The organism is Mesorhizobium waitakense, from assembly GCF_056431085.1.
Genome location: NZ_JBWKME010000204.1, coordinates 30,864 through 57,070, shown reverse-complemented (window position 1 = coordinate 57,070; position 26,207 = coordinate 30,864). Strand labels below are relative to the sequence as shown.

The 26,207-nt window shown below is 64.0% G+C and carries 29 protein-coding genes and 1 riboswitch; of the genes, 13 read left to right on the top strand and 16 right to left on the bottom strand.

Going from position 1 to position 26,207, the window contains the following annotated elements; genetic code table 11:
• Window positions 1-5 precede the first annotated feature (5 nt).
• Together metW and metX are read right to left on the bottom strand one after the other, a co-directional pair.
• On the bottom strand, window positions 6-620 hold the full coding sequence (metW, locus tag AC07FD_RS37370; RefSeq protein ID WP_095084894.1) for a methionine biosynthesis protein MetW: 615 nt from the start codon (window positions 618-620) through the stop codon (window positions 6-8).
• The gene (gene metX, locus AC07FD_RS37365; protein WP_457153179.1) at window positions 617-1,786 is read right to left on the bottom strand and encodes a homoserine O-acetyltransferase MetX; all 1,170 of its coding nucleotides are present in this window, start codon (window positions 1,784-1,786) and stop codon (window positions 617-619) included. The genes metW and metX overlap by 4 nt, the downstream gene beginning before the upstream one ends.
• 113 nt (window positions 1,787-1,899) lie before the next feature.
• Window positions 1,900-1,977, bottom strand: a riboswitch (SAM riboswitch).
• Window positions 1,978-2,114: 137 nt separating this feature from the next.
• Between metX and hisC the strand changes: the two genes are divergently transcribed.
• Together hisC and AC07FD_RS37355 are read left to right on the top strand one after the other, a co-directional pair.
• Complete coding sequence (hisC, locus tag AC07FD_RS37360; protein WP_478353909.1) at window positions 2,115-3,224, top strand: histidinol-phosphate transaminase; 1,110 nt, start codon at window positions 2,115-2,117, stop codon at window positions 3,222-3,224.
• Between the two features lie 6 nt (window positions 3,225-3,230).
• Window positions 3,231-4,166: a prephenate/arogenate dehydrogenase family protein gene (locus tag AC07FD_RS37355; RefSeq protein WP_478353908.1), complete on the top strand. Its 936-nt coding sequence runs from the start codon at window positions 3,231-3,233 to the stop codon at window positions 4,164-4,166.
• A gap of 9 nt (window positions 4,167-4,175) precedes the next feature.
• Here the strand turns inward: AC07FD_RS37355 and AC07FD_RS37350 are convergent, their stop codons facing one another.
• On the bottom strand, window positions 4,176-5,102 hold the full coding sequence (locus AC07FD_RS37350; RefSeq protein WP_478353907.1) for a sugar kinase: 927 nt from the start codon (window positions 5,100-5,102) through the stop codon (window positions 4,176-4,178).
• Between the two features lie 7 nt (window positions 5,103-5,109).
• The gene (locus tag AC07FD_RS37345) at window positions 5,110-6,108 is read right to left on the bottom strand and encodes a DUF2125 domain-containing protein (protein WP_478353906.1); all 999 of its coding nucleotides are present in this window, start codon (window positions 6,106-6,108) and stop codon (window positions 5,110-5,112) included.
• A gap of 133 nt (window positions 6,109-6,241) precedes the next feature.
• Here AC07FD_RS37345 and AC07FD_RS37340 point away from each other — a divergent pair, with 133 nt between their 5' ends.
• The 3 genes from AC07FD_RS37340 (at window position 6,242) to AC07FD_RS37330 (ending at window position 8,549) form a co-directional block, all read left to right on the top strand.
• Complete coding sequence (locus tag AC07FD_RS37340; protein ID WP_457152227.1) at window positions 6,242-6,763, top strand: gamma-glutamylcyclotransferase; 522 nt, start codon at window positions 6,242-6,244, stop codon at window positions 6,761-6,763.
• 121 nt (window positions 6,764-6,884) lie between these two features.
• Window positions 6,885-7,832 (top strand): aldo/keto reductase, encoded by a 948-nt coding sequence (locus tag AC07FD_RS37335; protein ID WP_478353905.1) that lies wholly within the window; start codon window positions 6,885-6,887, stop codon window positions 7,830-7,832.
• A 90-nt stretch (window positions 7,833-7,922) separates the two neighbouring features.
• Window positions 7,923-8,549 (top strand): LysE family translocator, encoded by a 627-nt coding sequence (locus AC07FD_RS37330; RefSeq protein ID WP_478353904.1) that lies wholly within the window; start codon window positions 7,923-7,925, stop codon window positions 8,547-8,549.
• An 18-nt stretch (window positions 8,550-8,567) separates the two neighbouring features.
• Here AC07FD_RS37330 and AC07FD_RS37325 read toward each other — a convergent pair whose 3' ends face one another.
• Together AC07FD_RS37325 and AC07FD_RS37320 are read right to left on the bottom strand one after the other, a co-directional pair.
• On the bottom strand, window positions 8,568-9,356 hold the full coding sequence (locus AC07FD_RS37325; protein ID WP_478353930.1) for a lysophospholipid acyltransferase family protein: 789 nt from the start codon (window positions 9,354-9,356) through the stop codon (window positions 8,568-8,570).
• Between the two features lie 128 nt (window positions 9,357-9,484).
• Window positions 9,485-10,387 carry a LysR family transcriptional regulator gene (locus AC07FD_RS37320; RefSeq protein WP_478353903.1) on the bottom strand — a complete coding sequence of 301 codons (903 nt, stop codon included), beginning with the start codon at window positions 10,385-10,387 and terminating at the stop codon, window positions 9,485-9,487.
• A gap of 102 nt (window positions 10,388-10,489) precedes the next feature.
• Here AC07FD_RS37320 and AC07FD_RS37315 point away from each other — a divergent pair, with 102 nt between their 5' ends.
• Genes AC07FD_RS37315 through AC07FD_RS37305 form a run of 3 tightly spaced genes read left to right on the top strand, consistent with a single transcriptional unit; the run spans window position 10,490 to window position 12,242 of the window.
• Window positions 10,490-11,041: a carboxymuconolactone decarboxylase family protein gene (locus tag AC07FD_RS37315; protein WP_478353902.1), complete on the top strand. Its 552-nt coding sequence runs from the start codon at window positions 10,490-10,492 to the stop codon at window positions 11,039-11,041.
• A 55-nt stretch (window positions 11,042-11,096) separates the two neighbouring features.
• The gene (locus AC07FD_RS37310) at window positions 11,097-11,567 is read left to right on the top strand and encodes a nuclear transport factor 2 family protein (RefSeq protein WP_478353901.1); all 471 of its coding nucleotides are present in this window, start codon (window positions 11,097-11,099) and stop codon (window positions 11,565-11,567) included.
• A 24-nt stretch (window positions 11,568-11,591) separates the two neighbouring features.
• Complete coding sequence (locus AC07FD_RS37305) at window positions 11,592-12,242, top strand: pyridoxamine 5'-phosphate oxidase family protein (protein WP_478353900.1); 651 nt, start codon at window positions 11,592-11,594, stop codon at window positions 12,240-12,242.
• 4 nt (window positions 12,243-12,246) lie between these two features.
• Here AC07FD_RS37305 and AC07FD_RS37300 read toward each other — a convergent pair whose 3' ends face one another.
• The 3 genes from AC07FD_RS37300 to ftsE form a co-directional block, all read right to left on the bottom strand.
• Entirely contained in the window at window positions 12,247-12,972 is a 726-nt protein-coding gene (locus AC07FD_RS37300; RefSeq protein ID WP_478353899.1) for a YdcF family protein, read from the bottom strand.
• 133 nt (window positions 12,973-13,105) lie between these two features.
• Window positions 13,106-14,101, bottom strand: a complete 996-nt coding sequence (locus AC07FD_RS37295) for a cell division protein FtsX (protein ID WP_478353898.1) — start codon at window positions 14,099-14,101, stop codon at window positions 13,106-13,108.
• Complete coding sequence (gene ftsE, locus AC07FD_RS37290) at window positions 14,094-14,753, bottom strand: cell division ATP-binding protein FtsE (RefSeq protein WP_027023302.1); 660 nt, start codon at window positions 14,751-14,753, stop codon at window positions 14,094-14,096. The genes AC07FD_RS37295 and ftsE overlap by 8 nt, the downstream gene beginning before the upstream one ends.
• Before the next feature lie 192 nt (window positions 14,754-14,945).
• Between ftsE and AC07FD_RS37285 the strand changes: the two genes are divergently transcribed.
• The 3 genes from AC07FD_RS37285 (at window position 14,946) to AC07FD_RS37275 (ending at window position 16,603) form a co-directional block, all read left to right on the top strand.
• Complete coding sequence (locus tag AC07FD_RS37285) at window positions 14,946-15,590, top strand: hypothetical protein (RefSeq protein WP_478353897.1); 645 nt, start codon at window positions 14,946-14,948, stop codon at window positions 15,588-15,590.
• Window positions 15,591-15,613: 23 nt separating this feature from the next.
• The gene (gene hpt / locus AC07FD_RS37280; protein ID WP_477228397.1) at window positions 15,614-16,156 is read left to right on the top strand and encodes a hypoxanthine phosphoribosyltransferase; all 543 of its coding nucleotides are present in this window, start codon (window positions 15,614-15,616) and stop codon (window positions 16,154-16,156) included.
• A 75-nt stretch (window positions 16,157-16,231) separates the two neighbouring features.
• Window positions 16,232-16,603: a response regulator gene (locus AC07FD_RS37275; protein WP_478353896.1), complete on the top strand. Its 372-nt coding sequence runs from the start codon at window positions 16,232-16,234 to the stop codon at window positions 16,601-16,603.
• Here the strand turns inward: AC07FD_RS37275 and AC07FD_RS37270 are convergent, their stop codons facing one another.
• Window positions 16,604-17,551, bottom strand: a complete 948-nt coding sequence (locus tag AC07FD_RS37270) for a DMT family transporter (RefSeq protein WP_478353895.1) — start codon at window positions 17,549-17,551, stop codon at window positions 16,604-16,606. It lies immediately after the preceding gene.
• Between the two features lie 200 nt (window positions 17,552-17,751).
• On the opposite strand from AC07FD_RS37270, the gene AC07FD_RS37265 reads away from it, so the two are divergent.
• Window positions 17,752-18,615: a LysR family transcriptional regulator gene (locus AC07FD_RS37265; RefSeq protein WP_478353894.1), complete on the top strand. Its 864-nt coding sequence runs from the start codon at window positions 17,752-17,754 to the stop codon at window positions 18,613-18,615.
• A 58-nt stretch (window positions 18,616-18,673) separates the two neighbouring features.
• On the opposite strand, the gene AC07FD_RS37260 is transcribed toward AC07FD_RS37265, so the two are convergent.
• The 3 genes from AC07FD_RS37260 to AC07FD_RS37250 all read right to left on the bottom strand — a co-directional run bounded on the left by AC07FD_RS37260 (window position 18,674) and on the right by AC07FD_RS37250 (window position 22,748).
• The gene (locus AC07FD_RS37260) at window positions 18,674-19,045 is read right to left on the bottom strand and encodes a glyoxalase superfamily protein (RefSeq protein WP_478353893.1); all 372 of its coding nucleotides are present in this window, start codon (window positions 19,043-19,045) and stop codon (window positions 18,674-18,676) included.
• A 55-nt stretch (window positions 19,046-19,100) separates the two neighbouring features.
• Window positions 19,101-21,692, bottom strand: coding sequence for a TIGR02302 family protein (locus tag AC07FD_RS37255; RefSeq protein ID WP_478353892.1), 2,592 nt, complete (start codon window positions 21,690-21,692; stop codon window positions 19,101-19,103).
• A 114-nt stretch (window positions 21,693-21,806) separates the two neighbouring features.
• A complete protein-coding gene (locus tag AC07FD_RS37250) occupies window positions 21,807-22,748 on the bottom strand; it encodes a threonine/serine dehydratase (RefSeq protein WP_478353891.1) in 942 nt (313 codons plus the stop codon).
• A gap of 50 nt (window positions 22,749-22,798) precedes the next feature.
• Between AC07FD_RS37250 and AC07FD_RS37245 the strand changes: the two genes are divergently transcribed.
• Window positions 22,799-23,101 carry an ArsR/SmtB family transcription factor gene (locus tag AC07FD_RS37245; protein ID WP_095084875.1) on the top strand — a complete coding sequence of 101 codons (303 nt, stop codon included), beginning with the start codon at window positions 22,799-22,801 and terminating at the stop codon, window positions 23,099-23,101.
• Between the two features lie 34 nt (window positions 23,102-23,135).
• Here AC07FD_RS37245 and lysA read toward each other — a convergent pair whose 3' ends face one another.
• From lysA to argH, 3 genes are all read right to left on the bottom strand, one after another.
• A complete protein-coding gene (gene lysA, locus AC07FD_RS37240; RefSeq protein ID WP_478353890.1) occupies window positions 23,136-24,404 on the bottom strand; it encodes a diaminopimelate decarboxylase in 1,269 nt (422 codons plus the stop codon).
• Between the two features lie 68 nt (window positions 24,405-24,472).
• Window positions 24,473-24,679, bottom strand: coding sequence for a lipoprotein (locus AC07FD_RS37235; protein ID WP_111544266.1), 207 nt, complete (start codon window positions 24,677-24,679; stop codon window positions 24,473-24,475).
• A gap of 93 nt (window positions 24,680-24,772) precedes the next feature.
• Complete coding sequence (gene argH, locus AC07FD_RS37230) at window positions 24,773-26,173, bottom strand: argininosuccinate lyase (RefSeq protein WP_478353889.1); 1,401 nt, start codon at window positions 26,171-26,173, stop codon at window positions 24,773-24,775.
• Between the last annotated feature and the right edge of the window lie 34 nt (window positions 26,174-26,207).

Sequence of the window (26,207 nt, the reverse complement as noted above, 5' to 3'; positions counted from 1 at the left end):
CGGGATTACCGTTTCAGCAAGAACACCGCCTGCTGGCCGAAGAAGTTCCAGAACCACCATGGCATCGACAGGCCGATCTTCTGGCCATTGGCGTCGAGCGCGGTTGCTTTTTCCACGGTAGCGCCAAGCTCGTCGCACAGATTGACGAAGTCGCGGATGGTGCAGAAATGGATGTTGGGCGTGTCGTACCAGGAATAGGGCAGGTCCGTGGTCACCGGCATGCGGCCATTGAGGAACAGCGACATGCGGACCCGCCAATGGCCGAAATTGGGGAAGGACACGATGGCGCGATTGCCGATCCTGAGCAGTTCCTTGAGAACCAGCTTCGGGTTGCGGGTGGCCTGCAGGGTCTGCGACAGGACGACGAAGTCAAAGCCCTTGTCGGGATAGAACTCGAGATCCTTGTCGGCATCGCCCTGGATGACGCTCAAGCCGCGCGCCACGCATTCGTTGACGCCACGCTGCGACAGTTCAAGGCCGCGGCCGTCGACCTGCTTGGTGTCCTGCAGCAATTCGAGCAGCGAGCCATCGCCTGAACCGACGTCGAGCACGCGCGACTGTGGCGGGATGAGGTTAGCGACGACTTCGAGGTCGACGCGCTGGTTGCGGGTGACGTTCATGATGCGAGTCCTCGCGCCCGTGCCGCGGAGCCGATGAAGCCATTGATGGCGGCAAACAGTTCCGGCTCGTCGAGCAGGAAGGCGTCGTGGCCGCGATCTGTCTCGATCTCGACGAAAGATACCGACGCGCCGGCGGCGTTGAGCGCATGAACGATCGAGCGGCTCTCTTCGGTCGGGAACAGCCAGTCCGAGGTGAAGGACACCAGGCAGAAGCGGGTTTTCGTGCCGGCGAACGCATCCGCCAGCCGGCCGCCATGGTCGGCGGCAAGGTCGAAATAATCCATCGACCGCGTCATGTAGAGATAGGAATTGGCATCGAAGCGATCGACGAAGGTCATGCCCTGGTGGCGCAGATAGCTCTCGATCTGGAAGTCGGCGTCGAAGCCGAAGGTGAGCGCCTCGCGATCCTGCAGATTGCGGCCGAACTTCCGATGCAGGGCAGCCTCCGACAGATAGGTGATGTGGGCGGCCATGCGCGCCACCGCCAAGCCCTTTTCCGGGCGCTTGCCGTGCTCGAAATATTTGCCGCCATGCCAGTCCGGATCCGCCATCACGGCCTGCCGGCCGACCTCATGGAAGGCGATGTTCTGCGAGGAATGGCGCGCGCCGGTGGCAATCGGCAGAGCCGAGAAGACGCGCTCCGGATAGCTGGACGCCCATTCCAGCACCTGCATGCCGCCCATCGAGCCGCCGAGGACGCAAAACAGTTTTTCGATGCCGAAATGGTCGATCAGCATCTGCTGGGCGCGCACCATGTCGCGGATGGTGATGATCGGCAGGTCGAGCCCATAGGGCTTGCCGGTGGCGGGATTGGTCGAGGCCGGGCCGGTCGAGCCCAGGCAGCCCCCGATGACGTTGGAGCAGATGACGAAGAAACGGTTGGTATCGATGATCTTGCCGGGGCCGATCAGCACTTCCCACCAGCCCGGCTTGCCGGTCACCGGATTGGTGCTGCCGACATGCTGGTCGCCCGTCAGCGCATGGCAGACGAGGATGGCGTTGGAACGGGCGTCGTTCAGCGTGCCGTAGGTCTGGTAGGCGATCTGGAACGGCGACAGCAGCGTGCCTGCATCGAGTTTGAGCGGCTTGTCGGGCCCAAAACGCAGAACCGGGCTCGACGGTTGATCAGCCTCGTTGTTGGTTTTTCCAGCGCGCAGAGCGGCCATTGCATCCATCTCACACTTTGAATCCACGCACCGTGCGTTTCGAAAATCGATGCCGATGCGGTGTCCGGCCGGCGCGGACAACAAAAAACCGGCATTGCCGTCGCAAAGCCGGTTACAGGATGCAAACGGCCCTTTAGCAAGTTGTTTAACGTGGCTGCAAGCCGACCGGCCAAATCACCACGGAATTTCGCACCTCTTCTAGGACTGTGGGGCGCCGGCGTCAACCGCCAGCCGCGGTCCGGAGGCTGCCACCTCTCGACATTGCGGGCCGTGGCTTGTATTTCCGCTGCGGCTTCCAGACGGAAGCGTTCTCGACGGATTTTGCAACATGAGCCAGACACCGGACAAGGCACGTCCAACCCCGCGCGCGGGCATCATGGACATCGACGCCTATGTGCCGGGCAAGAGCACGGCGCCCGCCGGCGTCGCCAAGGTCTACAAGCTGTCGTCGAACGAGAACCCGCTGGGTCCGTCGCCGAAGGCGATCGAGGCCGCGCGGGAGATTGCTGCGAAGCTCGACGTCTATCCCGATGGCACCGCCAGGCGGCTGCGTGAGGCGATCGCCGAGGTGCATGGTCTCAACGCGCAGAACATCATCTGTTCCAACGGCTCCGACGAAATTCTCGGCCTTCTGGCGCAGACCTATCTCGCTCCCGGCGACGAGGCGATTTTCACCGAACACGCCTTCATGGTCTACAAGATCTACATCCAGTCGGCCGGCGCAACTCCGGTCGCGGTCAAGGAGACCGATGAGCGTGCCGACATCGATGCGATGCTGGCCGCCGTCACGCCGCGCACGAAAATCATATTCCTTGCCAATCCCAACAACCCGACCGGCACCTATGTGCCGTTCCAGGAAGTGCGCCGCCTGCATGCCGGCCTGCCTAGAAATGTGCTTCTGGTGCTCGACGCGGCTTACGCCGAATATGTCCGCCGCAACGACTATGAAGCCGGCATCGAACTGGTCGGCGGCGCCGAGAACGTGGTGATGACCCGCACCTTCTCCAAGATTGGCCTGGGCGGGGCGCGGATAGGCTGGATGTACGCTCCAATGCACATCGTCGACGCCATCAATCGTGTGCGTGGCCCTTTCAACGTCAATGCGACGGCGATCGAGGCCGGCATCGCCGCTATCCGTGACCGCGACCACGTCCAACGCAGCGTGATGCACAACGAAACCTGGCTCACATGGCTGAACGGGGAGTTTGGCAAGCTCGGGCTGCGGGTGACGCCAAGCGTCGGCAATTTCATCCTGATCCATTTTCCCGACGACCAGAACCATTCGGCTGCCGCGGCGGACGATTATCTGACGGCGCGGGGCTATATCCTGCGGCGCGTTTCCGGCTACGGCTTTCCCAACGCACTGCGCATGACCGTCGGCACCGAAGAGGCCAATCGCGGCGTTGTCGCTGCTCTCACGACATTCCTGAAAAGCTAGAACACCATGACATCACCGATGTTTGAAAAGATCGCGCTGGTCGGCATCGGCCTGATCGGCTCGTCACTGGCCCGCGTCATCCGTCGCGAGGGCCTCGCCCGTCACGTCGCCATCTCGACCCGCAGTGCCGCGACATTGGCGCGGGCGCAAGAGCTTGGGCTCGGCTCCTCCTACTCCACTGATGCGAAGGAAGCGGTCCGCGATGCCGATCTGGTCATCGTCTCGGTGCCGGTCGGCTCGTCGGGCGCTGTGGCCGAGGAAATCGCGCCGGCACTGAAGCAGGGTGCGATCCTCACCGATGTCGGCTCGACCAAGGCATCGGTGATTGCGCAGATGCAGCCCTATGTGCCTGATGGCGTGCATTTCATTCCGGGCCACCCCCTGGCGGGCACGGAAAAATCCGGCCCCGATGCCGGTTTCGCCGACCTGTTCGACAATCGCTGGTGCATCTTCACCCCGCTGCCCGACACCGACCCGGATGCGCTGGAGAGGCTGTCGGAATTCTGGCGCCGTTGCGGCGCCAACATCGACACCATGGACCCGCAGCATCACGACATGACGCTGGCCATCGTCTCGCACCTGCCGCATATCATCGCCTACAACATCGTCGGCACCGCCGACGATCTGCAGTCGGTGACAAAGTCCGAAGTGATCAAATATTCGGCTTCAGGTTTTCGCGATTTCACCCGTCTCGCCGCCTCGGATCCGACCATGTGGCGCGACGTCTGCCTGCACAACAAGGACGCCATTCTTGAAATGCTGGCGCGGTTCTCGGAAGATCTGGCGTCGCTGCAGCGGGCGATCCGCTGGGGCGACGGCGAAAAGCTGTTCGACCTGTTCACCCGCACCCGCGCTGTGCGCCGCTCGATCATCGAGGCCGGCCAGGACATCGACGTCCCCGATTTCGGCCGTCAGGCGGTCGAGCACCCGGCGAAGGCATAGATCGGTTCTTCAGCCTGCTGGCCAGTGGCTTTTCATCATCGCCAGCGTCTCGGCCCGGTCCGGCGCGCCCAGCCTGCCGCCGAAGCGCAGGCATTTGAGCGCGGCGGCCGCACTGGCAAAGCGCAAGGCCTGCTCGACCGGCATGGCTTCCGCCAGCCCGACGGCGAAGGCGCCGTGAAAGACATCGCCGGCGGCCAGCGTGTCGACCGCCTTGATTTTCGGCGCCGCGACATGTCGCGATGATCCCGTCGCGCGATCGAACCACCAGGTGCCAGCCGCGCCGCCGGTAACCGCGACAAACGCATCGCCGCGCAGCGCAAGTGCCTCACACGCCTGGCGCGAATCCAGTTCCAAACCGCACAGAATGCGCGCCGCCGGTTCAGAAGCGACGATATGGGATGCCAGCGGCAGCAGCAGTTCCAGCACGTCCCTTGACGCGGTATCGGCATCGAGGATCGCCGGCCGGCCGATGGCGTGCGCCGCCTCCAGGGCAAGTGCTGCAGCACCCGGCCAGCGGACATCGGCCAGCACGGCATCGAATGCGGAGAGGTCGGCGACCGGTAGCGCCTCGGGATCGGCTTGAGCTTGACTGTCGTAGAAGGGCACGATGATGCGCTCGCCATGCGTGTCGACAAGGATCGAGGCCAGCGCAGAGCGGGCGCCGTTGACGCGGCGCACGAAGCTGCAATCGATGCCTTCCGCCTCGATTCCGGCGATCAGTTGATCGCCGACGGAATCGTCACCCGCGCTCGCCCACAGCGATACGTCGGCGCCCAGGCGATGTGCAGCGCAGGCCGCGCTCGTCGCCATGCCCGAGGCGATCTGGACTCCGTCGGAGGCGATGAACTTGCCTTGGTGGCCGGGTAGCGTCTCGACACGCAGGATCGTATCCAGCGTCAGCGCGCCGACACTCAGCAGTCTCACGGTTTTTGCCATCGATGCGCTATTCCACCGGCTTGATCTTGCCCAGCGGAATGAAGCCGAGCGAGGCCTTGCCCTTGACCACCTTGAGCGGCATCGACGGCTGGTTGCCGAGCAGCGCCAAGCCAGCAAAGCCCTGCTCGATCTGCGTTTTTTGCTCGGGGATGGCACCGCCGAGGATCGCCGCCACGGCCTTCGGATCCTTCAGCGTGATCGTCAGGTCGGCGTCGATGAGACCCTCGGCATCGACCGACAGTGGTCCGGAAACGGTGACGCGCGCCGTGCCTGACGACAGGTCGAGGTTGCGGATCTCGATCGCCTGGCCGCGCAGGCTCTTCACTTGCCTGCCGATCAGCGCGACGCCATTCTTCAGCGTCACGTCGCCGCTGGCATCGAGCGCCGGCAGCACCCGTCCGCCGATCGCCTCGGCATCGATCTCGAGATCGCTGAAATTGCCGAGATAGTTGATATCCTCACCGTTCGGCTGCAATTGGCTGTCCGCCTTGCCGGCACTGAACAGTTCGACCGGATCGGTGTCATCAGCCGGATCGGTTTGGCCGGACAGACCCTCGGCCTTCAGTGAAATCCGCCGTGGCAGAGGCCATGACAGTTTGACGTTGGCTTGCAGATTGTCCCAGTCGATCCACAGCGGCATCATGCCTGGAACGGAGGTCCTGAGCGGACCGCGCAGATCGGCCACCGGCGACAGCGGCTGGATGATCTGGGCGATGGCATTGAAGCTGCCGGCCGAGGCGGCGATGTTCCTGGCATCGTCCTCATAAGCGAGATTGTCGCAGGAGACGGCAAAGCTCAGCGGATAGCCGCTGACTTGGAGATTGGCACAGCCGGCCTCGACGCCACTCTTGTTGAGCGAGGCAATCGCCTTGTCGGCTTCACTTCGGACCCGGTCAGCTAGGTAGAACCAGCCAGCGCTGTAAATGGCGAACAGCACGACAATGAACGCGGCAAGCCAGAACAGGAGGCGTCGGCGCTTCGGTTGGCGTTCGTCACTTGACGTCATGCTTTGGCTCTCGTTAACGCATGGGTGTTGTAGGCGGACTCGCGATTCCGACAACAACAAGTAGACAGAGGCGGACGGAAAAAACACCGATTCCGGTGTGGTGCTGCCATTCTTTACAATCAGGCGCGGCGATATGGGCGATTTTTGGGTGTTTGGCTATGGGTCGCTGATCTGGCGGCCGGGTTTCGCGCATGTCGAGACACAGCGCGCCCGCCTGCACGGCTACCGGCGCTCGCTGTGCGTCTATTCCTTCGTGCATCGCGGCACGCGTCAGCGGCCGGGGCTGGTGCTCGGTCTTGACCGTGGTGGCTCCTGCGTCGGTTTGGCGTTCCGCGTGCCCGGCGAATTGCGCGACGAGGTCATCGCCTATCTGCGCGAGCGCGAGCTGGTCACCAACGTCTATCTCGAACGGACGCTCAAGATTCGCCTTGACGGCGGCCGGACGGTCGAAGCCGTGGCCTACATCGTCGACCGCCAGCACGAGCAATACGCCGGCGCGCTCGACGCGGCGCATGCAGCGGCCGTGGTGCGCGGCGCGGTCGGCCAGTCCGGCAACAATGAGGACTATGTGATCAGCACGCTGGAACACCTTGAGGCGCTGGGCATAAGCGACCACTGGCTGGAGGATGTCGCGCGCCGGGTAGCGCCTTTGTGAAGCGCTGGCTCTGCGGAAAAGGCCGCCAGGCCTTTGACCTCGATAAGGGAAGACCTAGGTTAGGTCCCGAACCTCAGCCAGGGCTGCATTCACTGGCCCCCAATCATCCCGGAGATACGCCTTGCAGAAACGCCGCCTTGGTCGCACCGACCTTTCCATCGCGCCGCTGGTTCTGGGCGGCAATGTCTTCGGCTGGACCGCCGACGAGAAAACGTCGTTCGATCTGCTAGACCGCTTCGTCGGGGCCGGTCTCAACGCCATCGACACGGCGGACGCCTATTCGCGCTGGGTGCCAGGCCACAAGGGCGGCGAATCGGAAACCATCATCGGCAAGTGGATGAAGGACCGTGGCAATCGCGATCACGTCGTGGTGGTCACCAAGGTTGGCTCGGATATGGGGCAGGGCCACAAGGACTTGTCCGCAGCCTATATCGAAAAGGCCGTCGACGCGTCGCTGAAGCGGCTTCAGACCGATGTCATCGACCTCTATCTGTCGCACTGGCCGGATCCGACCACGCCCTATGAGGAAACCCTTGGCGCCTACGAGAAGCTGCTCGCCAAGGGCAAGATCCGCTATGCCGGCTGCTCGAACCTCGACGCCGGCCAGTTACGCGCGGCACTCGATGTGGCGAGCCTGCGCAGCCTGCCGCGCTACGAGGTGCTGCAGCCGGAATACAATCTCTACGATCGCTCCTCCTTCGACGGGCCGTTGCGCGATCTGTGCGTGGCCGAGGATATCGGCGTCATCACCTATTTCAGCCTGGCCAAGGGCTTCCTCAGCGGCAAATACCGCAGCGAGGCCGATCTCGGCCAAAGCCTGCGTGGCGGCGGTGTGAAAGACTACCTCAACGCGCGCGGCACGCGCATCCTTGCGGCGCTCGACGCGGTGTCGGCCAGGCATTCGGCCAAGCAGGCGGAGGTAGCGCTTGCCTGGGTTATCGCACGGCCAGGCGTCACCGCGCCGATCGCCAGCGCCACCAGGCGTGAGCAGATGGACAGCCTGATCAAGGCGGCGTCGCTGAAATTGATCGCCGACGACATGGCCGAGCTCGACAAGGCAAGCGGCTGAAGCTTCCGGCGGCCGCTGCTCACGAACGTCCAAGACCACCCTACTGTCTTGCCATACGGTTCCTTCGCACGAGGCAAGGCAGAGGGTGAGATGGCCGAACTTTTTCCTTCGCAGCCGGATCTTTGGCGCCAGCTGTTCGCGCTGGTGCTTGCCGCTACCGTGGTGATGGGCAGCCCGGGACCGGCAACGATAAGCGTCACCGCCGTCGGTGCTGCCTTCGGCCTGCGCCACTCCGTGCGCTATACCTGCGGGATCGTGCTGGGCACGGTCGCCGTGCTGCTGGTCGTGGCCACCGGGGTCATGGCGGTGCTCACGTCGATGCCGCTGCTGGCGCCGCTGCTGGCTTTCGCGTCCGGCGCCTACATCCTCTATCTCGCGTTCAAGATCGCCACGGCTCCGCCATTGGCGGCGCGCGCGGCCGAGGCTTCGCGCCCAACATGGCTGGCCGGGTTCCTGTTGGCTATCGCCAACCCAAAAGCCTATGTGGCGATCGCCGCCGTGTTCGCCGGCGCTTCGTCGAGCCAAGGCGCCGCCGATATCGGCATGCGGCTCAAGCTGACCGTCCTCGCGCTGATGATCGTCGCCATCCACGCTTTGTGGCTCGTTGCGGGAGCGGCTTTCGCCCGGTTCCTCCGCAGGCCGGCCGCTTCGCGGATCATCAATCTGGTCTTTGCCGCAACGCTGGTGTTGACCACCGCGCTGGCCGTGTTCGGCTGAGTGTCGGCTCGGAGCTTTTCAGGCTTTCGCGCCGAGTTCCCGCAACCGCTTCGCCGCTGTCGACGGCAAGGCCGGCGGGTTGGGCGCGCGGGATGCCTCGATGAGAAGCTGGTCACAGGCAGCCTCGGTTTCGCCGATCAGCCGCGCCATGAATTCGTCCTTGCCCAGTCCGGGGGGAATCGGCGGCAGGAACCGCGCCTTGATCGTGCCGGGGTAGCGCAGGAATTTGCGGCGCGGCCAGTAGAGACCGGCGACATGGGCGACCGGTACCACGGGAACGCCAAGCTGCGAATAGATTTCGACGATGCCGTATTTGTAGGCCGGCTCGTCGCCGGGCGCGCGGCGCGTCCCCTCGGGATAGATGATCAGCTGGCGTGGGTTGCGCGCCATTTCCTGCCTGGTGGCGGCGACCACCGCCTTCAACGCCTTCGAGCGGCTGCCGCGGTCGACCGGGATCATGCGCATCTTCATGATGTACCAGCCGAAGAACGGAATCCAGGTCAGCTCGCGCTTGAGGATGTAGAGCGGATCCTGGAGGAACGGGAAGAAGGCGATCGCGTCCCAGAACGATTGATGCTTGGGCGCCAGGATAAAAGACCCTTCGGGCAGGTTTTCCTGGCCGGTGATGTCGTTGCTGGTGCCGGCGATCTTGGCATAGAGCCACATCGAGGTGCGCGACCAGAACTTCGGCACGAACCAGGCGCGGTGCCGGGGCGACAGGAAATAATAGGGGGTCCAGAGGATCATCTGGACGATCAGATTGACGTAGAAGACGAAATTGAACGCCAGCGATCGGACATAGAGCATAGGGGGAGGCCCGGTGAGGAGGTAGGCGTTGGTTACACCAAGCGCCGAGAAAAAGGAAACGGCGCAATGGCCGCAGATCGCACTGACCGGCAATGAGCCAAGGTCCTCCTCCGGACGGCACGGCTCAGCTAGACCAACTGAGCCAGCCGTTCTCGCAGGCGCGGTGCGGCGAAATCGAGAAAAGCGCGCAGTTTCAGCGGCAGCAGGCCCTGGCCGGTGTGTACGAGACTTACCGGCCACGGTTCCGGTTCGAACTCCTGCAGCAGGACGCGCAGCGTGTCCGCGCGCAGCGCATCATCGATCTGGTAGGACAGCACCCTTGTCGGCCCGACGCCGGCAATCGCCGCATCGATGGCAGCCTCGGCGGTATTGACCTGAAGCCGCGAGCGGACGGGAACGCGAAATTCGGCCTTGTCCGAAGCGAATGTCCAGGCGGCGGGGGAGGTTAGTCCCTCGAAGGTGATGCAGCTGTGTACGCCCAGATCTTTCGGCGCCTTCGGTGTGCCGTGTTCGGCCAGATAGGCCGGGCTCGCGCAAACGACTTGCCGGATCGAGCCGACGCGGATGGCGACCATGCTGGAGTCCGGAAGCCGGCCGATGCGGATGGCGAGATCGATATGCTCCTCGATCAGCTGGGTTACTCTGTCCCCGAGCGTCAGGCGGATATCGACTTGCGGGTAGGCGGCGAGGAAGGCAGTGACGACCGGCAGCACATGAAGGCGCCCGAAGACAAGCGGCGCAGTGATGATAAGTTCGCCCGTCGGGGTGCTGTATTCGCCCGCAGCCGCACGCTCGGCCTCGCCCACCTCATCCAGGATCCGCCGGCATGCGGCAAGATACGAGTGTCCCGCGTCGGTCAATGCCAGCCGGCGCGTCGAGCGGTTGAGCAGGCGCGTCTTCAGATGCCCTTCCAGATCCGAGACCTTGCGACTGACCGTCGCCAGTGGAATGCCGAGGCGGCGTCCTGCCGCGGACAGGCTGCCGGCCTCCACTGCGGCGACGAAAAGGGACATGGCCTCGAGGCGATCCATCGCTTCTTCCGAATATTGGAAGGATAAGTTGCAGATATGCCATCTACATCTAAAAGATGGAAGAGCGCATATCGAGCGGGCAGTTCACACAAAGGAAAGCGTATGCCCCGTATCCCAACACCCGCATCCATAGCGGCCACACCCGTCGCAGCGCAGCCCATGCTGCGCGCTGTCGAGAAGCAACTCGGTGTCGTGCCGAACCTGTTTCGGATGGTCGCCAACAGTCCGGCCGCACTCGAAGGCTATCTCGGCATGTCAGGAGCGCTTGCCAAGGGCCGTTTGCCGGCGCCGACGCGCGAGCGCATCGCGCTGGCGGTCGCCGAGATCAATGGCTGCAACTATTGTCTTTCAGCTCATACCTATCTCGGCAGGAACCTTGCCAAGCTCGACGACGCCGAAATGACCGCTAACCGCGGCGGCGGATCCACCGATCCCAAGGCAGCAGCAGCCGTGCGCTTCGCCGCCAAGGTTGCGCGCAATCGCGGCCATATCGGCGAAGAGGATCTCAGCGCCGTCCGGCTTGCAGGTTATGATGATGCTCAGATCATCGAGATCGTCCAGCACGTCGCTTTGAACACGTGGACCAATTATATCAATGAAGTTGCCAAGACGGAGATCGACTTTCCGGTTGTCTCCGTCCGCGACGCAGCCTGAAATCGGCGAGGGTCAGGTTGCTGGCCCTCACCTTCCACCCCCGCAGAGGAATCCCATGTCCGAAGCCCGGCCACCGCTGCCGCCATTTACCGCCGAGACCGCCGCGCAGAAGGCGCGCATGGCCGAGGATGCCTGGAATTCGCGCGATCCGGCCCGGGTGGCGCTTGCCTACACAGTTGATGGCCGCTGGCGCAACCGCGCCGAATTCCTGCACGGCCGCGATGCCATCCAGGCGTTCCTGACGCGTAAATGGAGCCGCGAACTGGACTACCGACTGATCAAGGAGGTTTGGGCCTTCCACGGCAACCGCATCGCCGTGCGCTTCGCCTATGAATGGCACGACGACAGCGGCTCATGGTTCCGCAGCTATGGTAACGAGAACTGGGAATTCGACGAACACGGGCTGATGCGCCTGCGCATCGCCAGCATCAACGACCTGCCGATCGGCGCGGCGGATCGCAAATATCACTGGCCGCTCGGCCGGCGCCCGGACGACCACCCGTCATTGTCGGAGCTTGGGCTTTAGGATCGTCCGGGCGAGGAGGCTTTCATGAATGCTCATGCTTTCACCAGCGACGTCGCCTTCACGCCGACCGTCAAGGCGATCCAGGCCCGCAAGGGCTCACGCCAGTCCTATGCCCGCGTCGAGGAGCGTGGTGGCTGGCAGGCTGATATCATGCCCGACCTTGCCGCCTTCATCGAGATGCAGACCAGTGTCTTCCTGTCGACGGCCAATGGCGATGGCCAGCCCTACATCCAGCATCGCGGTGGACCCGCCGGGTTTCTCAAGGTGCTGGATCAACACACGATCGGCTTTGCGGATTTTGCCGGCAACAGGCAGTTCATCACGCAGGGCAACCTGGCCGACAATCAGCAGGCCTTCCTGTTCCTGATCGACTATGCCCACCGGCAACGCATCAAGATCTGGGGCACGGCCCGCGTCGTCGAGAACGATGCCGAGCTGATGGCGAGGCTGATGCCGCAGAACTACAAGGCGCGTCCCGAGCAGGTCATCCTGTTCACGGTCTCGGCCTGGGACTCCAATTGCCCGCAACATATTCCGCAGCGGTTCGAGGCGGCTGACGTGGCAGCGGCGCTGGGTGAACGGGACAGGCGTATCGAGCGCCTCGAACAGGAGATCGCGCGCCTCAAGGGGATTTCAGGCGCTGCAGCCGGGGCAGGCGCCGCCACCGGGGAATGATGGTTCAGCCGCCGGCCGCGGTCTCGGCCAGTGCGATGCCGTCCGGCGTCGGCTTCATCGGCACGATGCCGCGCGCCAGCGCCAGCAGATATTTATTGTATTCGGTGAACAGCACGCGCAATGCGCGCGGCTTGGTCAGCCAGCTGCCATTGTCGAGGCTGGTGTTGACCACCGGATATGGTTCGAGCTTGGCGCCATGCAGCAGCCGGCCCATTTCCAGCAGGCTGCGCGGCATATGATAGTTGTTGGTGACCAGGATCACCGTGCCGTAGGCATGGCTCTCCACCCATTTGGCGCTCTCCTCGGCATTGCCGATCGTGTCCAGCGCGGCGCGGTCGATGTCGACGCAGCAGGAGAACAAGCGCTTGTCGCCACCGATCGCCGCCTGCAGCTGGCGGCGGCTGGCGGAAGGATGCACGCCGCTGATCAGCAGCCGCTCGCCCTTGCCCGACGCCAGCAGATCCATGGCGGCGTCAAGGCGGGACTGGCCGCCGGTCAAAACGATGATTGCGTCGGCCTTGGCCGGATTGGCGGGCGTCGTCAGGTGGCTGACCTTGTTGGCGAACCAGCCAAAGCCGCCGGCAAACAGAGTTGCGAGGATGAGCAGGGAAAGCGCGGACAGGCGCAGAGCGGCTTTCAGGCGGCTGACCTTGCCGTGGTCGCGCGAATGAGCAACCACCACTGGCATCTGCCCAGCCGTCCCGGTCGTTTGCCGCGCGTCCATCGCCATATGGTTAATCCCCAAATGTGGCTTTGGGTAGTAGAAAGACGCACTTTGCGTTACGCCAATTCTCCATCCGTGATCATCCTGTTTCTATCGATGTCATTGTCCCGAACTGGTCTCTGCTTCCAAGCGACGTGAATTAGCCGGCATCCGGCTGGCGGACCTCGATGTCGCTGAGATAGGCGACGACAGTGGCGTGCGAGGTTGCCGCCGTCAGCCCGCCGATCACCAGCACCATGAGAACGACACCGAGATAGCCCGCCGAACCGATGGCGAAATTGCCGAACAGCGCGGTCGCCTGGTCGGCCTGCGGCGTCGCCATGTTGCGCGACGACCACCAGGAAAAGACGATGAACACGAGCACTGCCGCGGCTCCGCCGGCGGCGGCACCCTTCATGCCGGTGACCAGGAAATGCCGGCGGAATTCGCGCGCGATGAAGCGCGCCTCGGCACCGACGAAATGCAGCACTTCGATGATGTGGCCATTGCCGGCCATGGCGCCGCGCGTCGCGAACACCACGGTCAGCACGGTCGCCGACAGCATCAGCGCCAGCACGGCGATGCCGATGGTCACCGTGGTGCGGGCCATGGCCACCAGCCGGTCGACCCAGGTGCGGTGATCGTCGAGCGATGCGCTAGGCAATTTCGGCGTGATCGCGGCGCGCATGGCGGCGAAATCGGGCGGGCTGCTCTCGTCGATGGTGACGATGATCAGGCGCGGCACCGGCAGTTCGTCGATGTTGAGGCCGGAGCCCAGCCACGGCTCCAGGAGCCTCGCCGTCGCGTCGCGATCGATGATCCGGGTCGCCTTCACGCCGGGAAACTCGCTGGCCATCTGCGAGGCCCGGGCAAGGGCGGCCTCCATGTCGAGGCCGTCGACCGGCTTGATCTGGATCGTCGCCTCGCGCGAAATCTGGTTCTCCCAGACCGAGGCGGTGTCACGCACCAGCGTTACCGCGCCGAAGGTCAGGCAGGACAGGAAGGTCATGATGGCGATGACCAGCACCAGCGCCCGGCCGGCGATGTTCTGCGCCGGCACGATCGGCGCCATCCTGCGCTGGGCACGCGGCCTCGCCTCGGCCGCCTCGGCGTCCTGCTCCTGCTGTTCAAGATGTTCGGCGGACAGCTCAGTCATAGATGTCCAACCTTCCGCCGGCCAGGATCATGCGGCGCGCGTCGACCTGTTCCATCAGGCCAAGGTCATGGGTCGCGATCACCACGGCGGTGCCGAGACGATTGAGCTCGATAAACAGCCGCAGCAGGCGTCGCGCCAGCGGCGGATCGACATTGCCGGTCGGCTCGTCGGCCAGCAGGATCTCCGGCTGCTCGATCAGCGCACGGGCGATCGCCGCACGCTGCTTCTCGCCGCCGGACAGAACTGGCGGCAGCACATGCATGCGCTCGCCCAGCCCGACCCATTTCAACAGCTCGGTGACATCGGTGCGGTAACTCGCCTCCTCGCGCCCGCGCACGCGCAGCGGCAAGGCCACGTTCTCGTAGGTGGTCATATGGTCGAGCAAGCGAAAGTCCTGGAACACCACACCGATACGACGCCTCAAATGCGGCAGTTCGGCGCGCGAGATGCGCGAGCGGTCCTTGCCGAAAATGGTGATCAGCCCGCGCGTCGGCTTCAACGACATGAACAGCAGGCGCAGCAACGTCGTCTTGCCGGCACCCGAAGGCCCGCTCAGGAACTGGAAGGAGCGCTCCGGAATGTGCAGGGAGATGTCACGGAGGATTTCCGGACCCATGCCATAGCGGAGGCCGACATTTTCGAAGCGAATCAATTTCGGCGACCTGAAATTCGCGGCGGCAGCGAGCCAGCCTGTTCTGGGTAATGACCATCGGCCGGCATGGTTAACCGGCGGTTAATTCTTGGGCTTTTTCGGCTCTTCACGAGGGCTCCGGTGGGGAAGCGTTAACCATTTGTGTTTACGCAAAAGAAACGAAAAGCGAACACGTGCTGCAATGCTGGGGCCATGATGGCTGATGATAGAACCGCGCGCCCGGTTTCCGGCGAAATCATGACCGATCCGGCGGCAATTGCCGCAACGGACTGGTTCATGCGCGCTCCAGCGGCTGACATCGTCGATGCCGACTATGTGGTGATGCCGCGCCTTGTCCCCGCCGCGGAAAGCGTTTCGCCGCTGCCACGCGCGATCGTCACGCCGCCCATCGAGGGCATGGACATGCTGCGCAAGCCCGAGGCCCCGGCGGAGCGGCCACCGGCTTCACGCGGCGGGCCGATCTTCTGGATCGCCGGCATTGGTGCCGCGTTCGCCGCTTTCTGGGTCTCCGGAGGGCATGCGCTGGTGCGCCAGGCGCCGTTCCTGTCCAGTGCGCAGGCGTCGGCGCTGAGCATTTCAGGCGTCACGTCACGCGTCGATGCCTCCGGACCGAACCCCGTGCTGTTCGTCGATGGCGAGGCCGCCAATGACGGCGCGAAACCGGCGCCGCTGCCGCCGCTCGAAATCCGGGTGACCGGCAATGACGGGCGCACGACCCGCTATTCGTTGGGAACATCCGGTCGTTCGCTGGCGTCGGGCGAAAGATTCGGCTTTGCCAGCCGGCTCGACGTGCCTAAGAACGGCGTAAGAACCGTTTTGGTCACTTTCGCCCAATAGGCGATCACCGGGGAAGACCACCAATGCCAAACGTACGCGGCAAGGACATCGAGGTCCTGTTTTCGGCATCGGCGATCGCACGGCGCAATCTGGAGCTCGCCAAGGAGATCGCCGGCCACGACTACCATGATCTGCTGGTGATTTCGGTGCTGAAGGGCTCGTTCATCTTCGCCGCCGACCTCATCCGCGCCATGCATGATGTCGGCCTGTCGCCGGAGGTCGAATTCATCTTCATTTCCAGCTACGGCGCCGGCACCACCAGCGGCGAGGTGAGGGTGCTGCGCGACATCGACAATGAGGTCGCCGGCCGCGACGTGCTGTTGATCGACGACATTCTCGAATCAGGCAAGACGCTGAGCTTCACCCGCGACCTGATGCTGTCGCGCGGCGCCAAGAGCTGCGCCATCGCCGTGCTGCTCGACAAGCGCATGCGCCGCCAGACCTCACTCAACGCCGACTATGTCGGCTTCGACTGTCCCGACTATTTCGTCGTCGGCTACGGCATGGACGTTGCGCATGCCTTTCGCGAATTGCCGTTTGTCGGCGTCGTCAAAGGCGACGTGTAAGCGACTTCCAAAAAGGCTTGTTGGCCTCCGGCGCCTTCAGAAAAAGTCAACTTTTCGCAGCCAAACATGGCGGCCATGGCAAAGCTTCTGATCGTCGAGGACGATGAGTCCGTTCGCACCCTGGCCGCCCGCGGGCTTGAACGCGCCGGACACACAATCGATATCGCCGCGGACGGCGCGCAAGGCCTTTCGCTGATCCGAGCCGCAAATGGCGGCTATGATCTCGTCGTCTCCGACATCCGGATGCCGGAGATGGACGGCATCGAGATGGCGATTGCGGCGGCAGCCCTTTTCCCGTCGATGAAGATCATGCTGATGACCGGCTATGCCGACCAGCGCGAGCGCGCCGAGGAGTTGAACGGGGTTATCCTCGATGTCGTGCAGAAGCCGTTTACGCTGGCCGAAATCCGCTCCCGCGTCGAACGGGCGCTGATCTGCTTCGCCTGATCAGGCCGGATCGGTGGCGGCAAGTACGGGCGTCATGCTCTTGCGGCGTTCGGAGTTCAGTGCGAGCAGGCCGGCGCCGATGATCAGGCCAGCGCCGATCACCGTCGTCGACCGTGGCACCTCGGCGAAGAACAGGAAGCCCCATAGCGGCGACCACAGGATGCCGGTGTATTCGAAGGTGGCAACGCGGTTGGCCGGTGCCATCCGGTAGGCCTGCGACAGCAGGACCATGCCGGCGGAGGCGACGAAACCGCAGGCCGCCATCTTGAGAAAATCAGGCAATGTCGGCGAGAGCCAGGGCCGCACCAGGAATTCGAGGCTCGGGTGGACGGCGTGGGTGATGCCGGCCAGGTGAAACGTGCCTGCAACCACGGCCGCGCCGACCAGATAGGCGCCGTTCTGATAGAAGGCCATGACGGTGGACGATTCGGTATCGCCGATCTTGCGGGCCATCAACTGCGAAAAGCCGTAGAGCGCCGCCGAGCCCAGCGACAGCAGCGCCGCCCAGTCGAACAGACCGGCGCCCGGGCGCAGCATCACGAGGACGCCGAACAGCCCGATCAGCACGGTCGCCAGCGTCTGCCAGGAGACGCGCTCGCCAAGATAAGGCCCGGCCAGCACCATGATGAACAGCGGCGCCATGAAATAGAGCGCCACGGCGTCGGCCAGCGGCAAGGCGGCGATAGCCAGATAGTACACCGTATAGGAGGTGAACTGGATGAAGGCGCGCATCGTCAGCATGCCGCATCGCCTCGACAGGATCGCCGGCAAGCCGACATCGACATGGACGAGAACAATCAGGATCGGCAAGGCGACGATCGAGCGGATCGCCATCACCTCGGTCACCGGATAGCCGCTCGACACGGCTTTGACGAGCGGGTCCTGCAGCGAGAAGACCAGCACGCCAAGGCACAGGCTCAGGATGCCAAGGACCATCCGGTTCTGCATGTGCCTTCGGGGCTCCCTGCAAGCGAAAAAGAACCCGCCACCGTTTCGGGCAGCGGGCATGAGTGAGGACTCTTCGAATTGGTCCGCGGCCGATTTCGCAGCCGCATATCCAATGGGTGAGGCGACTATCGTTCGGCGTTTGACATGTTGCAAACGAATTGGAATGATATCAGTGATCAAAATTCCTTATGGCGGATTTCATGCGACCGACCCTCGACAGCGACCTTCTGCGCACCTTCGTGGCTATTGCCGAAGCCGGCAATTTCACCAGGGCGGCGGAGCAGGCCGGCCGCACCCAGTCGGCGGTGTCGATGCAGATGAAGAAGCTCGAGGACCTGATCGGCGATAGCCTGTTCGAGCGCGGTTCGCGCGGCGTCGTGTTGACGCGGCGCGGCGGCGAACTCATCGTCAACGCTCGCCGGATCGTTTCGCTGCTCGACGAGACGGCGGCGTCGATGGCGGCGGCACCGCTTGGCGGGCCGGTGCGCATCGGCATTCCGGAGGAATATGGCCACGCCATCCTGTCGCGCGCGCTCGGTGCTTTTTCGAAGCGCCACACACAGGTCGAGGTCACCGTGCGCTATGCGCATTCGGGGGCGCAGATGGCAGCGCTCGCCGCCGGCGAACTCGATCTGTGCGTGGTCTTCGAATGGCAGGATCCGTCAGGCGGCGAAGTGCTGATGCACGATCCGACCGTATGGGTGACATCGACCCTGCACCACATGCATGAGGAGCGGCCGGTGCCGATCGCGCTCTACAACCGGGCCGGCTGGTGCAAGGATTTTGCCGTCAAATCACTGGAGCAGCGCGGTCTTGCCTATCGCGTCGCCTATACCAGTGACACGACTGGCGGCCTAAAGCTCGCCGTCACCTCCGGGCTGGCGATCGCGCCGATCTCGCGCAGCAACATTCCGGCCGGCTGTCGCGAACTGACGTCGGCGGACGGGTTCGGCGATATCGATTCCTCGAATGTGGTGATGCATCGCAACCCGAATGCCTCCGGCGAGGCGATCGACGGCATGCAAGAGGCAATCCGCGAGGCGTTCGTCAACAGGCAGATTTAGTGCCTGTCGTCCAACGTGTGCAGCGGTCTTGGGATAACGACATGCACAAAACAAAGACTTAAGCGGCCGCTTCCTCGTAGAAATGCAGCCGGTTGCCGAACGGATCGGCGACCGATATTTCGTGGGATTTCCACGGCGTCTCCTCCAGACCCGGCCTGGCGAAGCGGTAATTTTTGCCGATCAGCTCGCGATGAAGTGCCGCGATATCCTCGACCTTGATGCGCACGGCAATGCCAGGTGCGCCGTCGCCGTGATGTTCGCTCAGATGCAGCACGCAGCCGTCGCGGCCGACCGCCATGTAGAGCGGCGCGTTGTCGTCGAAGCGATGCCCCCATTGCACCTCGAAACCAAGGAAGTCGACATAGAATTCACGTGCTTTGGCAATGTCGAAGATGCGCAGGATGGGCGTGACGGTGCCAAGTTTCGGCATGGTGTTGCAACCGTTCGAGTGTCTTCGGGTGAGGTTGGAAGCGGAGCGGCGATCCCTATTTCAGCTCGAGCAGCCGTTCCAGATAGCTGCGTTCGATGTCGGGGCTGAGCACATTGCCGAGCCGCTTGCGGATCGCTTCCAGAATCTGGCGGGCGCGCTGCACGTCGATCTCGTCGGGCACTTTCACCGAATCGCCGAAATCAGGGCCCTGGCTGGCGCGCGGACGGCCCAGCGGGTCACGGTCGGCGTTCTGCTGGCGGCCACCTTCCTCGCTGCCGCCCTGATCGCCCTGCATGGCCTGCATCTGCTTCATCATGTCCTTGGCGCCCTTGCGCAGCGCTTCCAGCGCCCGGCCCTGGTGGCCGACCGCCTGATCGCCGTCGCCTTCGCCGAGCGCCTGTTCGGCATTGCCCATGGATTTGCCGGCCTCGCCAAATCCCTCATTGGGCTCCATGCCCATGCCTTCGAGCCCCTTCTTCAGCTGCTCGAGGTCGCTTTTCAGCTGGCCCTGGCCCTGCTGCAGCTGCTTCAGCGCATCGGCGAATTCCTGCGGTGTCATCGGCTTCTGCTGGCCATCCTCGCCGGGCTTGCCGTTTTCGCCCGACTGACCTTGCTCACCGTCCTGGCCGAGCTGCTCTTCGCGGTTCTGCCCGCGCTGGCGCTCGCCGCGCTGCATCTGGTCCATGCGGAAGGTGTCGTTCATCATCTCCTGCTGGCGCCGCAGGATTTCGCCGAGCTTGTCCATCTGCTGGCGCATCTCGCTGTCCTGCTGGCCGCCTTGCTGCTGACGGCCGGCCTGGAGATTGTTCATCATATCCTGCAGTTGCGACAGCAATTGCTGCGCCTTGTCGCGATCGCCCGACTTCGCCAAGTTCTCGATCTGATCCATCATGCGGTCGATATCGCTCTGGCGCAGTTCCTGGCCGTTCTGCTGCATCTGCGGCGCGTTGGGATTCTGCTTGGCGCGTTCGGCGAATTCCTGCAGGAACTGGTTCATCGCCTCGCGCAGTTCCTTCATCGCCTTTTCGATTTCCGCGTCGCTGGCGCCGTTCTTGATGGCGTCCTGCAGCGCCTGCTGCGCCTGGCGCAGCCGCTTTTCGGCGGCCGAGAGATTGCCTTCCTCGATGCCGAGCGCGATTTCCCAGAGATAGGACACCTCGCTGCGCAGCTGGTCGTCATTGATGGCCATCTTCAGCCGGCTGCGGGCGCTCATGATGGCGAGGTAGTGGGACATGTTGTCGAACGTGTCCTCGGGCCGCAGCGTGATTGCGTCCATCAGGTCGAGCACATGCGGCTTGGCGTTGGCGTCGAGGGCCAGCAGGCGGCGCTGCTCGAGCACCGCGCGCGCCAGCGGGTTGGCGAATGGCCGCTGCGGCATAACCATCGTCTTGGTCTCGCTCGACGCCGTGTGCCCGGCATCGTCGGTGGCGACCAGCGTCAGCTTGATGCTGCTGCCGGCCCAGACATGTTCGGTCAGGTCCTTCGTCGTCCGGGCGGCATTCGACTTGCCGCCGCGACGCGGCAGCGACAGCGGCATTTCAGGCGGACCATAGAGCGGATGTGCATTGGGCGCCTGCGGATCGGCGAGCGCGAAAACCGCCTTGGCATTGGCGGCGCCATAGTCGTCGTCGATCTGGTAGTTGAGCTCGAAGGCGCCGTTGGCGGCGCGCTTCGGCTCGCCGACGAAACGGATCTGCGGCGGCTTGTCCGGCATGACCGCGAAGGCCCAGCGGCCGAGCTGATCCTCGCCCGACGTCAGCGTCAGGGTGCCGTCGCCGGTCAGCTTGCCGGTGAACTGGCGCACCTTGGATGGCGTCACCGGGCTTGCCGCCGGCTTGGCCGTGGCGGCGGCCTGCGGGCCAGCCGGGTCGATGGCGCGGGAATTGCCGTTCTTGTCGGCATAGGCGAGCGTTTCCTCGCCCGAGCCGCCAGTGACGCGCAGCGAGACGTCGCTGCCTTCGGGAATGATGAAGGTCGGCGTCGCCTGGTTGACGTCGGCGGTCAGGAAAATCGGCGGCTTGCCGGTATAGGCCGGCGGCGTCACCCAGGCGTCGATGCGCGGTGGTATGGCATCGTGGACGCCATGGGCGCTGAATCCGTCGACAATCCTGCCGCCGCTCGGTCCGAAGGAGAAGGCAAAGGCGGTCACCAGCAAAAGCGCGGCCACCGCGCGCAGACCCCAGCGGTCGCGCTCCGGCACGCGCGTGCGCGGCAGATCGGCGCCAAGGCTGTCGAGCTTTCCGGCCATGCGCTTCTGGTGTTCGCGCCACAGTGCCTGCGAGAAGCTGCTCTCCCGGCCGCTCGGCCGCTCGGTCTGCACCAGCACCGGGGTGTGCAGCAATTGATTGGCCGCTTCGATCCTGCGGTCGATTTCGGCGGCGCCCGGCAAGCGGAAGAAACGCAGCGGATAGAGTGCCGCAAGTGCTGCCACGCCGAATGCTGCGAGCAGGCCGATGCGCGCCACGTCCGGCAGTCGCGAGAAGATGCCGAGCCAGGAGACGCTGAGGAACAGGCTGGCGACGATGACGAGCGGAAGCAGCAACGGCCAGCCACGCTCGACCATCATCGAGACCCGCGTCGCCAGCCGGCTCAAGGCGAGGCGCCCGGCCAGGCCGCGATGGCTGCTGAAGGTGGGTCGTTGCGTCATCGGCCCTTCCATGGGCGGGCAGGATAGCCCGATCCTCACGACTCGAAGAATACCAGCAAACACGGCAAAGGCGAGGCAGTTTGAGAAAACGTGAAGCTGCCGGACGGGTTGCTGTCAGAACGTGGCGGGGTTCGCGTTGGCACCGCAGACCAGTACGGCGATCCTTTCACCGGGCTCCGGCGCATACCGTCCGGACAGCACCGCCGCGAAGGCCGCGGCGCCGCCGGGTTCGGAGATGATGCGCACCCGGTTCCACAGCGCCTTCTGGGCGGCGATGATGTCGTCGTCGCTGACCAGGATCGAACGCTCGACAAAGGCCTCGGCGATCGGGAACATCATTTCGCCGACGCGCTTGGGTGCCAGCGAATCGGCGGCGATGCCCTCGGCCGGCGCGTCGACGGGGCGGCCGGCCTCGAAGGCGCGGTAAAGCGTTGGCGCCCCCTCCGGCTCGATGGCGATGATGCGGATGCGGCCGGCGAACCAGGCGGCGATGCCGCCAATCAGGCCGCCGCCACCGACGGCGACCAGCAGCGTGTCGATCTCAGGCAAGTCGCTCTCAATTTCCAGGCCTAGCGTGCCCTGGCCGACCAACGTCTCCTCCTGGTTGAAGGCATGAATCTGCAAGGCGCCGGTTTCCTCGGCAAAACGTTCGCTGGCGGCCAGCGCCTCGGCGTAGCGGGCGCCGCCGACGATCAGTTCAGCGCCGTAGGAGCGGATCCGCTCCAGCTTGGCCGGCGGGCTCACCTCGGGAACGAAGATGGTCGCCTTGTGGCCAAGCCGCATGGCGGCGTAGGCGACCGCGGCGCCGTGGTTGCCGCCCGACGCGGCAACCACGCCGGCCTCGGGAACCGTTCGCTCCAGGAGGTTTGTGAAGGCGCCGCGCGCCTTGAACGAACCGGAATGCTGCAGGCATTCGAGCTTCAGGTCGACGGTCAACGGTGGGCGGTCGAAGTCGGCCATGTCGACGCGCAGCACCGGCGTGTGGCGCACATAGGGCCGAATGCGCGGTTCCATCGCGGCAATGCGTTCGCGTGTGACGGTGTTGCCGTTGCTCATGGACGTCTCCTTGGGATTGACAGTAATTAGTAACTTGGCAAAATGGCTAAATGCAAGAGGTTGATGTCTTCAAGGCGATCGCCAACGAACGCAGGCTGCAGATTCTCGACTGGCTGAAGGACCCGCGCGCGCATTTCCCGCGCCAAGCCGATGGCGATCTGGTCGAAGACGGCGTTTGCGCCCTGCTGATCGCCGAGAAGCTCGGCATCACGCAGGCGACGCTCAGCGAGCACATGCGCGTGCTCACCCAGGCCGGCCTGCTGCGGGCCAAGCGCATCAAGCAATGGACGTTCTACCGCCGCGACGAGGACAGGATCGCCGACACAAGGGCGCTCATCCAGAACCGGCTGTAGCGCCGCCGGCGGAGCATTTCGGACGGAGCAGCGCCTACCTTAGCCAGTCGGGTACCGAATCCAGCCCGATCAGGTCGTCATAGGTCCGGCGCGGGCGCACGATGTGGAAACGGTCGCCGTCGACCAGCACCTCGGGCACCAGCAGGCGGGTGTTGTAGGTGCCGGCCTGGACCGCGCCATAGGCGCCGGCGGTGGAAACGGCAATCAGGTCGCCAGCCTTCAGCCTGGGCAGGTCACGGTCGAGGCCGAGATAGTCGCCGGTCTCGCAGACCGGGCCGACGACATCGACCATCATGCGCGGCGTGTCGGCCGGCGGCTGCACCACCGGCCTTATGTCGTGGAAGGCATCGTAGAGCGTCGGCCGGATCAGGTCGTTCATGGCGGCGTCGACGACCAGGAAATTCTTGGCGTCGCCTTCCTTCACGAAGATCACTTCCGAGACGAGGATGCCGGCATTGCCGACGATCAGCCGGCCGGGTTCGAACATCACCTTGAGCCCGAGCTTGGTGACATGCTTTCTAACGATCTGGGCATAGGCGTCGGGCAAGGGCGGCGGGTTGTTGTCGACGCGGTAGGGTATGCCGAGGCCGCCGCCGAGATCGATATGCTCGATGGCATGGCCGTCGGCGCGCAGCGCGCCGACCAGATCGACAAGCAGGGCGAAGGCGTCGTCGAAGGGCTGCAGCTCGGTGATCTGGCTGCCGATATGGGTGTCGATGCCGGTGACCTTGAGGCCCGGCAGCTGTGCAGCACGGGCATAGACCTGACGCGCCCGTTGCCACGGGATGCCGAACTTGTTCTCGGCCTTGCCGGTGGAGATCTTCTTGTGCGTCTTGGCGTCGACATCCGGATTGATGCGCAGCGAGATCGGCGCCACCTTGCCAAGGGCGGCGGCACGGGCCGACAACAGTTCCAGTTCCGGCTCGGATTCAACATTGAAACAAAGGATGCCGGCGGCGAGGGCAAAGTCCATTTCGCGCGCGGTCTTGCCGACGCCTGAAAACAGGATCTTGCTTGCCGGGATGCCGGCGGCCAGCGCCCGCCGCAATTCGCCTTCCGACACCACGTCGGCACCGGCGCCGAGCCTGGCCAGCGTCCGCAGCACCGCCTGGTTGGAATTGGCCTTCATGGCGTAACAGACCAGCGCATCGAGCCCGGCAAAGGCCTGGGCAAACACCCTGTAGTGTCTGGCCAGCGTGGCTGTCGAATAGCAGTAGAATGGCGTGCCGACCTGTGCGGCGATATCGGGGATCGCCACGTCCTCGGCATGCAGCACGCCGTCGCGGTAGTCGAAATGGTTCACGAGAGTGGTTCCGGAAGTTGGAGCACGATGAGACCGGGTTCAAAAAGACCACCCGGGTGTCATCGGCACTAGATCAGCGGGTCGAGGAAGAACTTCTTGTCCTTGACCGGTTTTTCCGGCTCGGGCGGCACGGGCTGATGCGCCTTTGAGGCATCCTTGCGCGCCTGGACGGCTGCTTCGTAGGGCGAGTCGAGAGCGCCCCTCCTGCCGCAGGCCGAGACGGCCGCAATCGCCACCAGCAGCGTCAGCGTCACCAAAATCCTGCTTCCGGTCATCGATCCATCCGTCCGAAACTTTTTCCAGCCGCCGCTTTTAGCTGAGTTCTCAGAGCATTGCACCCCGGATATTCCTGGTCGCACTATCCAGGATCATGCCTTGGCGATGCGCTTTTTCCAGCCGCGGATCTGCCTTCTGACTTCCGACGGCGCGGTGCCACCGAAACTGGTGCGGCTCTTCACCGAGTTCTGCACCGCCAGCACCGAAAAAATATCTGCCGTGATGCCTGGATTGATCGACTGCAGGTCTTCCAGCGAAAGCTTCTCCAGCCCCACTTTCTTGTCTTCGGCCAGCGCCACCGCCCGGCCGGTGACATGATGCGCCTCGCGGAACGGCAAGCCGAGCGTGCGCACCAGCCAGTCGGCAAGATCGGTGGCGGTCGCGTAGCCCGAGCCGGCGGCCTTTTTCATCGCCGCTGCGTTGATCGTCATGTCCGAGACCATGCCAGTCATCGCCGCCAGCATCAGGTCGAGCGTCTCGGCGGCATCGAACACCGATTCCTTGTCTTCCTGCATGTCCTTGCCATAGGTCAGCGGCATGCCCTTCATCACCGTCAGCAGGCCGACCAGATGGCCGGTGACGCGGCCAGTCTTGCCGCGCACCAATTCCGCGGCGTCGGGGTTCTTCTTCTGAGGCATGATCGACGAGCCGGTGGAAAAGCTGTCCGACAGCCTGACGAAGCCGAATTGCGGCGTCGACCAGATGATGATCTCCTCGGCGAGCCGCGACAAATGCGTGGCGCAGATCGCCGCCAAGGCGAGGAACTCCAGCGCGAAATCGCGATCCGAAACGCTGTCCAGCGAATTGCGCATCGGCTCGCGGAAGCCGAGTGCCGTGGCGGTTCTGTGGCGGTCGATCGGGAAGCTGGTGCCGGCAAGGGCCGCGGCACCGAGCGGGCTCTCGTCCATCCGTTCGATCGCGTCGCGAACTCGCGAAAGGTCACGCGCAAACATCTCGACATAGGCCATGCAGTGATGGCCGAAGGTCACCGGCTGCGCCGCCTGCATATGGGTAAAGCCCGGCATCACCGTCGCCGCATGCTCCTCGGCCCGTGCCAGAAGCGCCTCGATCAGCCCTTTCAACGCCCCGGCGACGCGGAGGCACTCGTCCTTGACCCACAGCCTCAGGTCGACCGCGACCTGGTCATTGCGCGAGCGGGCGGTGTGCAGGCGGCCGGCCGCCGGTCCGATCAGGTCGGCGAGGCGAGCCTCGACATTCATGTGGATGTCTTCCAGCCGGGTCGAGAACTCGAATGTGCCGGCCTTGATCTCTTTCAGAATCGTGTTCAGCCCGTGAGCGATTTTTTCTTGATCGGCCGCCGAAATAATGCCCGTTTGCGCCAGCATCTCGCTGTGGGCGATCGAACCCCGGATGTCTTGCGCATAGAGTTTGCGATCGAACGAGATCGACGCGTTGATCGCTTCCATGATCGCGGCCGGACCCGAGGCAAAACGTCCGCCCCACATCTGGTTGCTGGTCTTCTTGTCGCTCATGGCTATAACCCGTGCTTCGGAGCAGTTTTGAGAA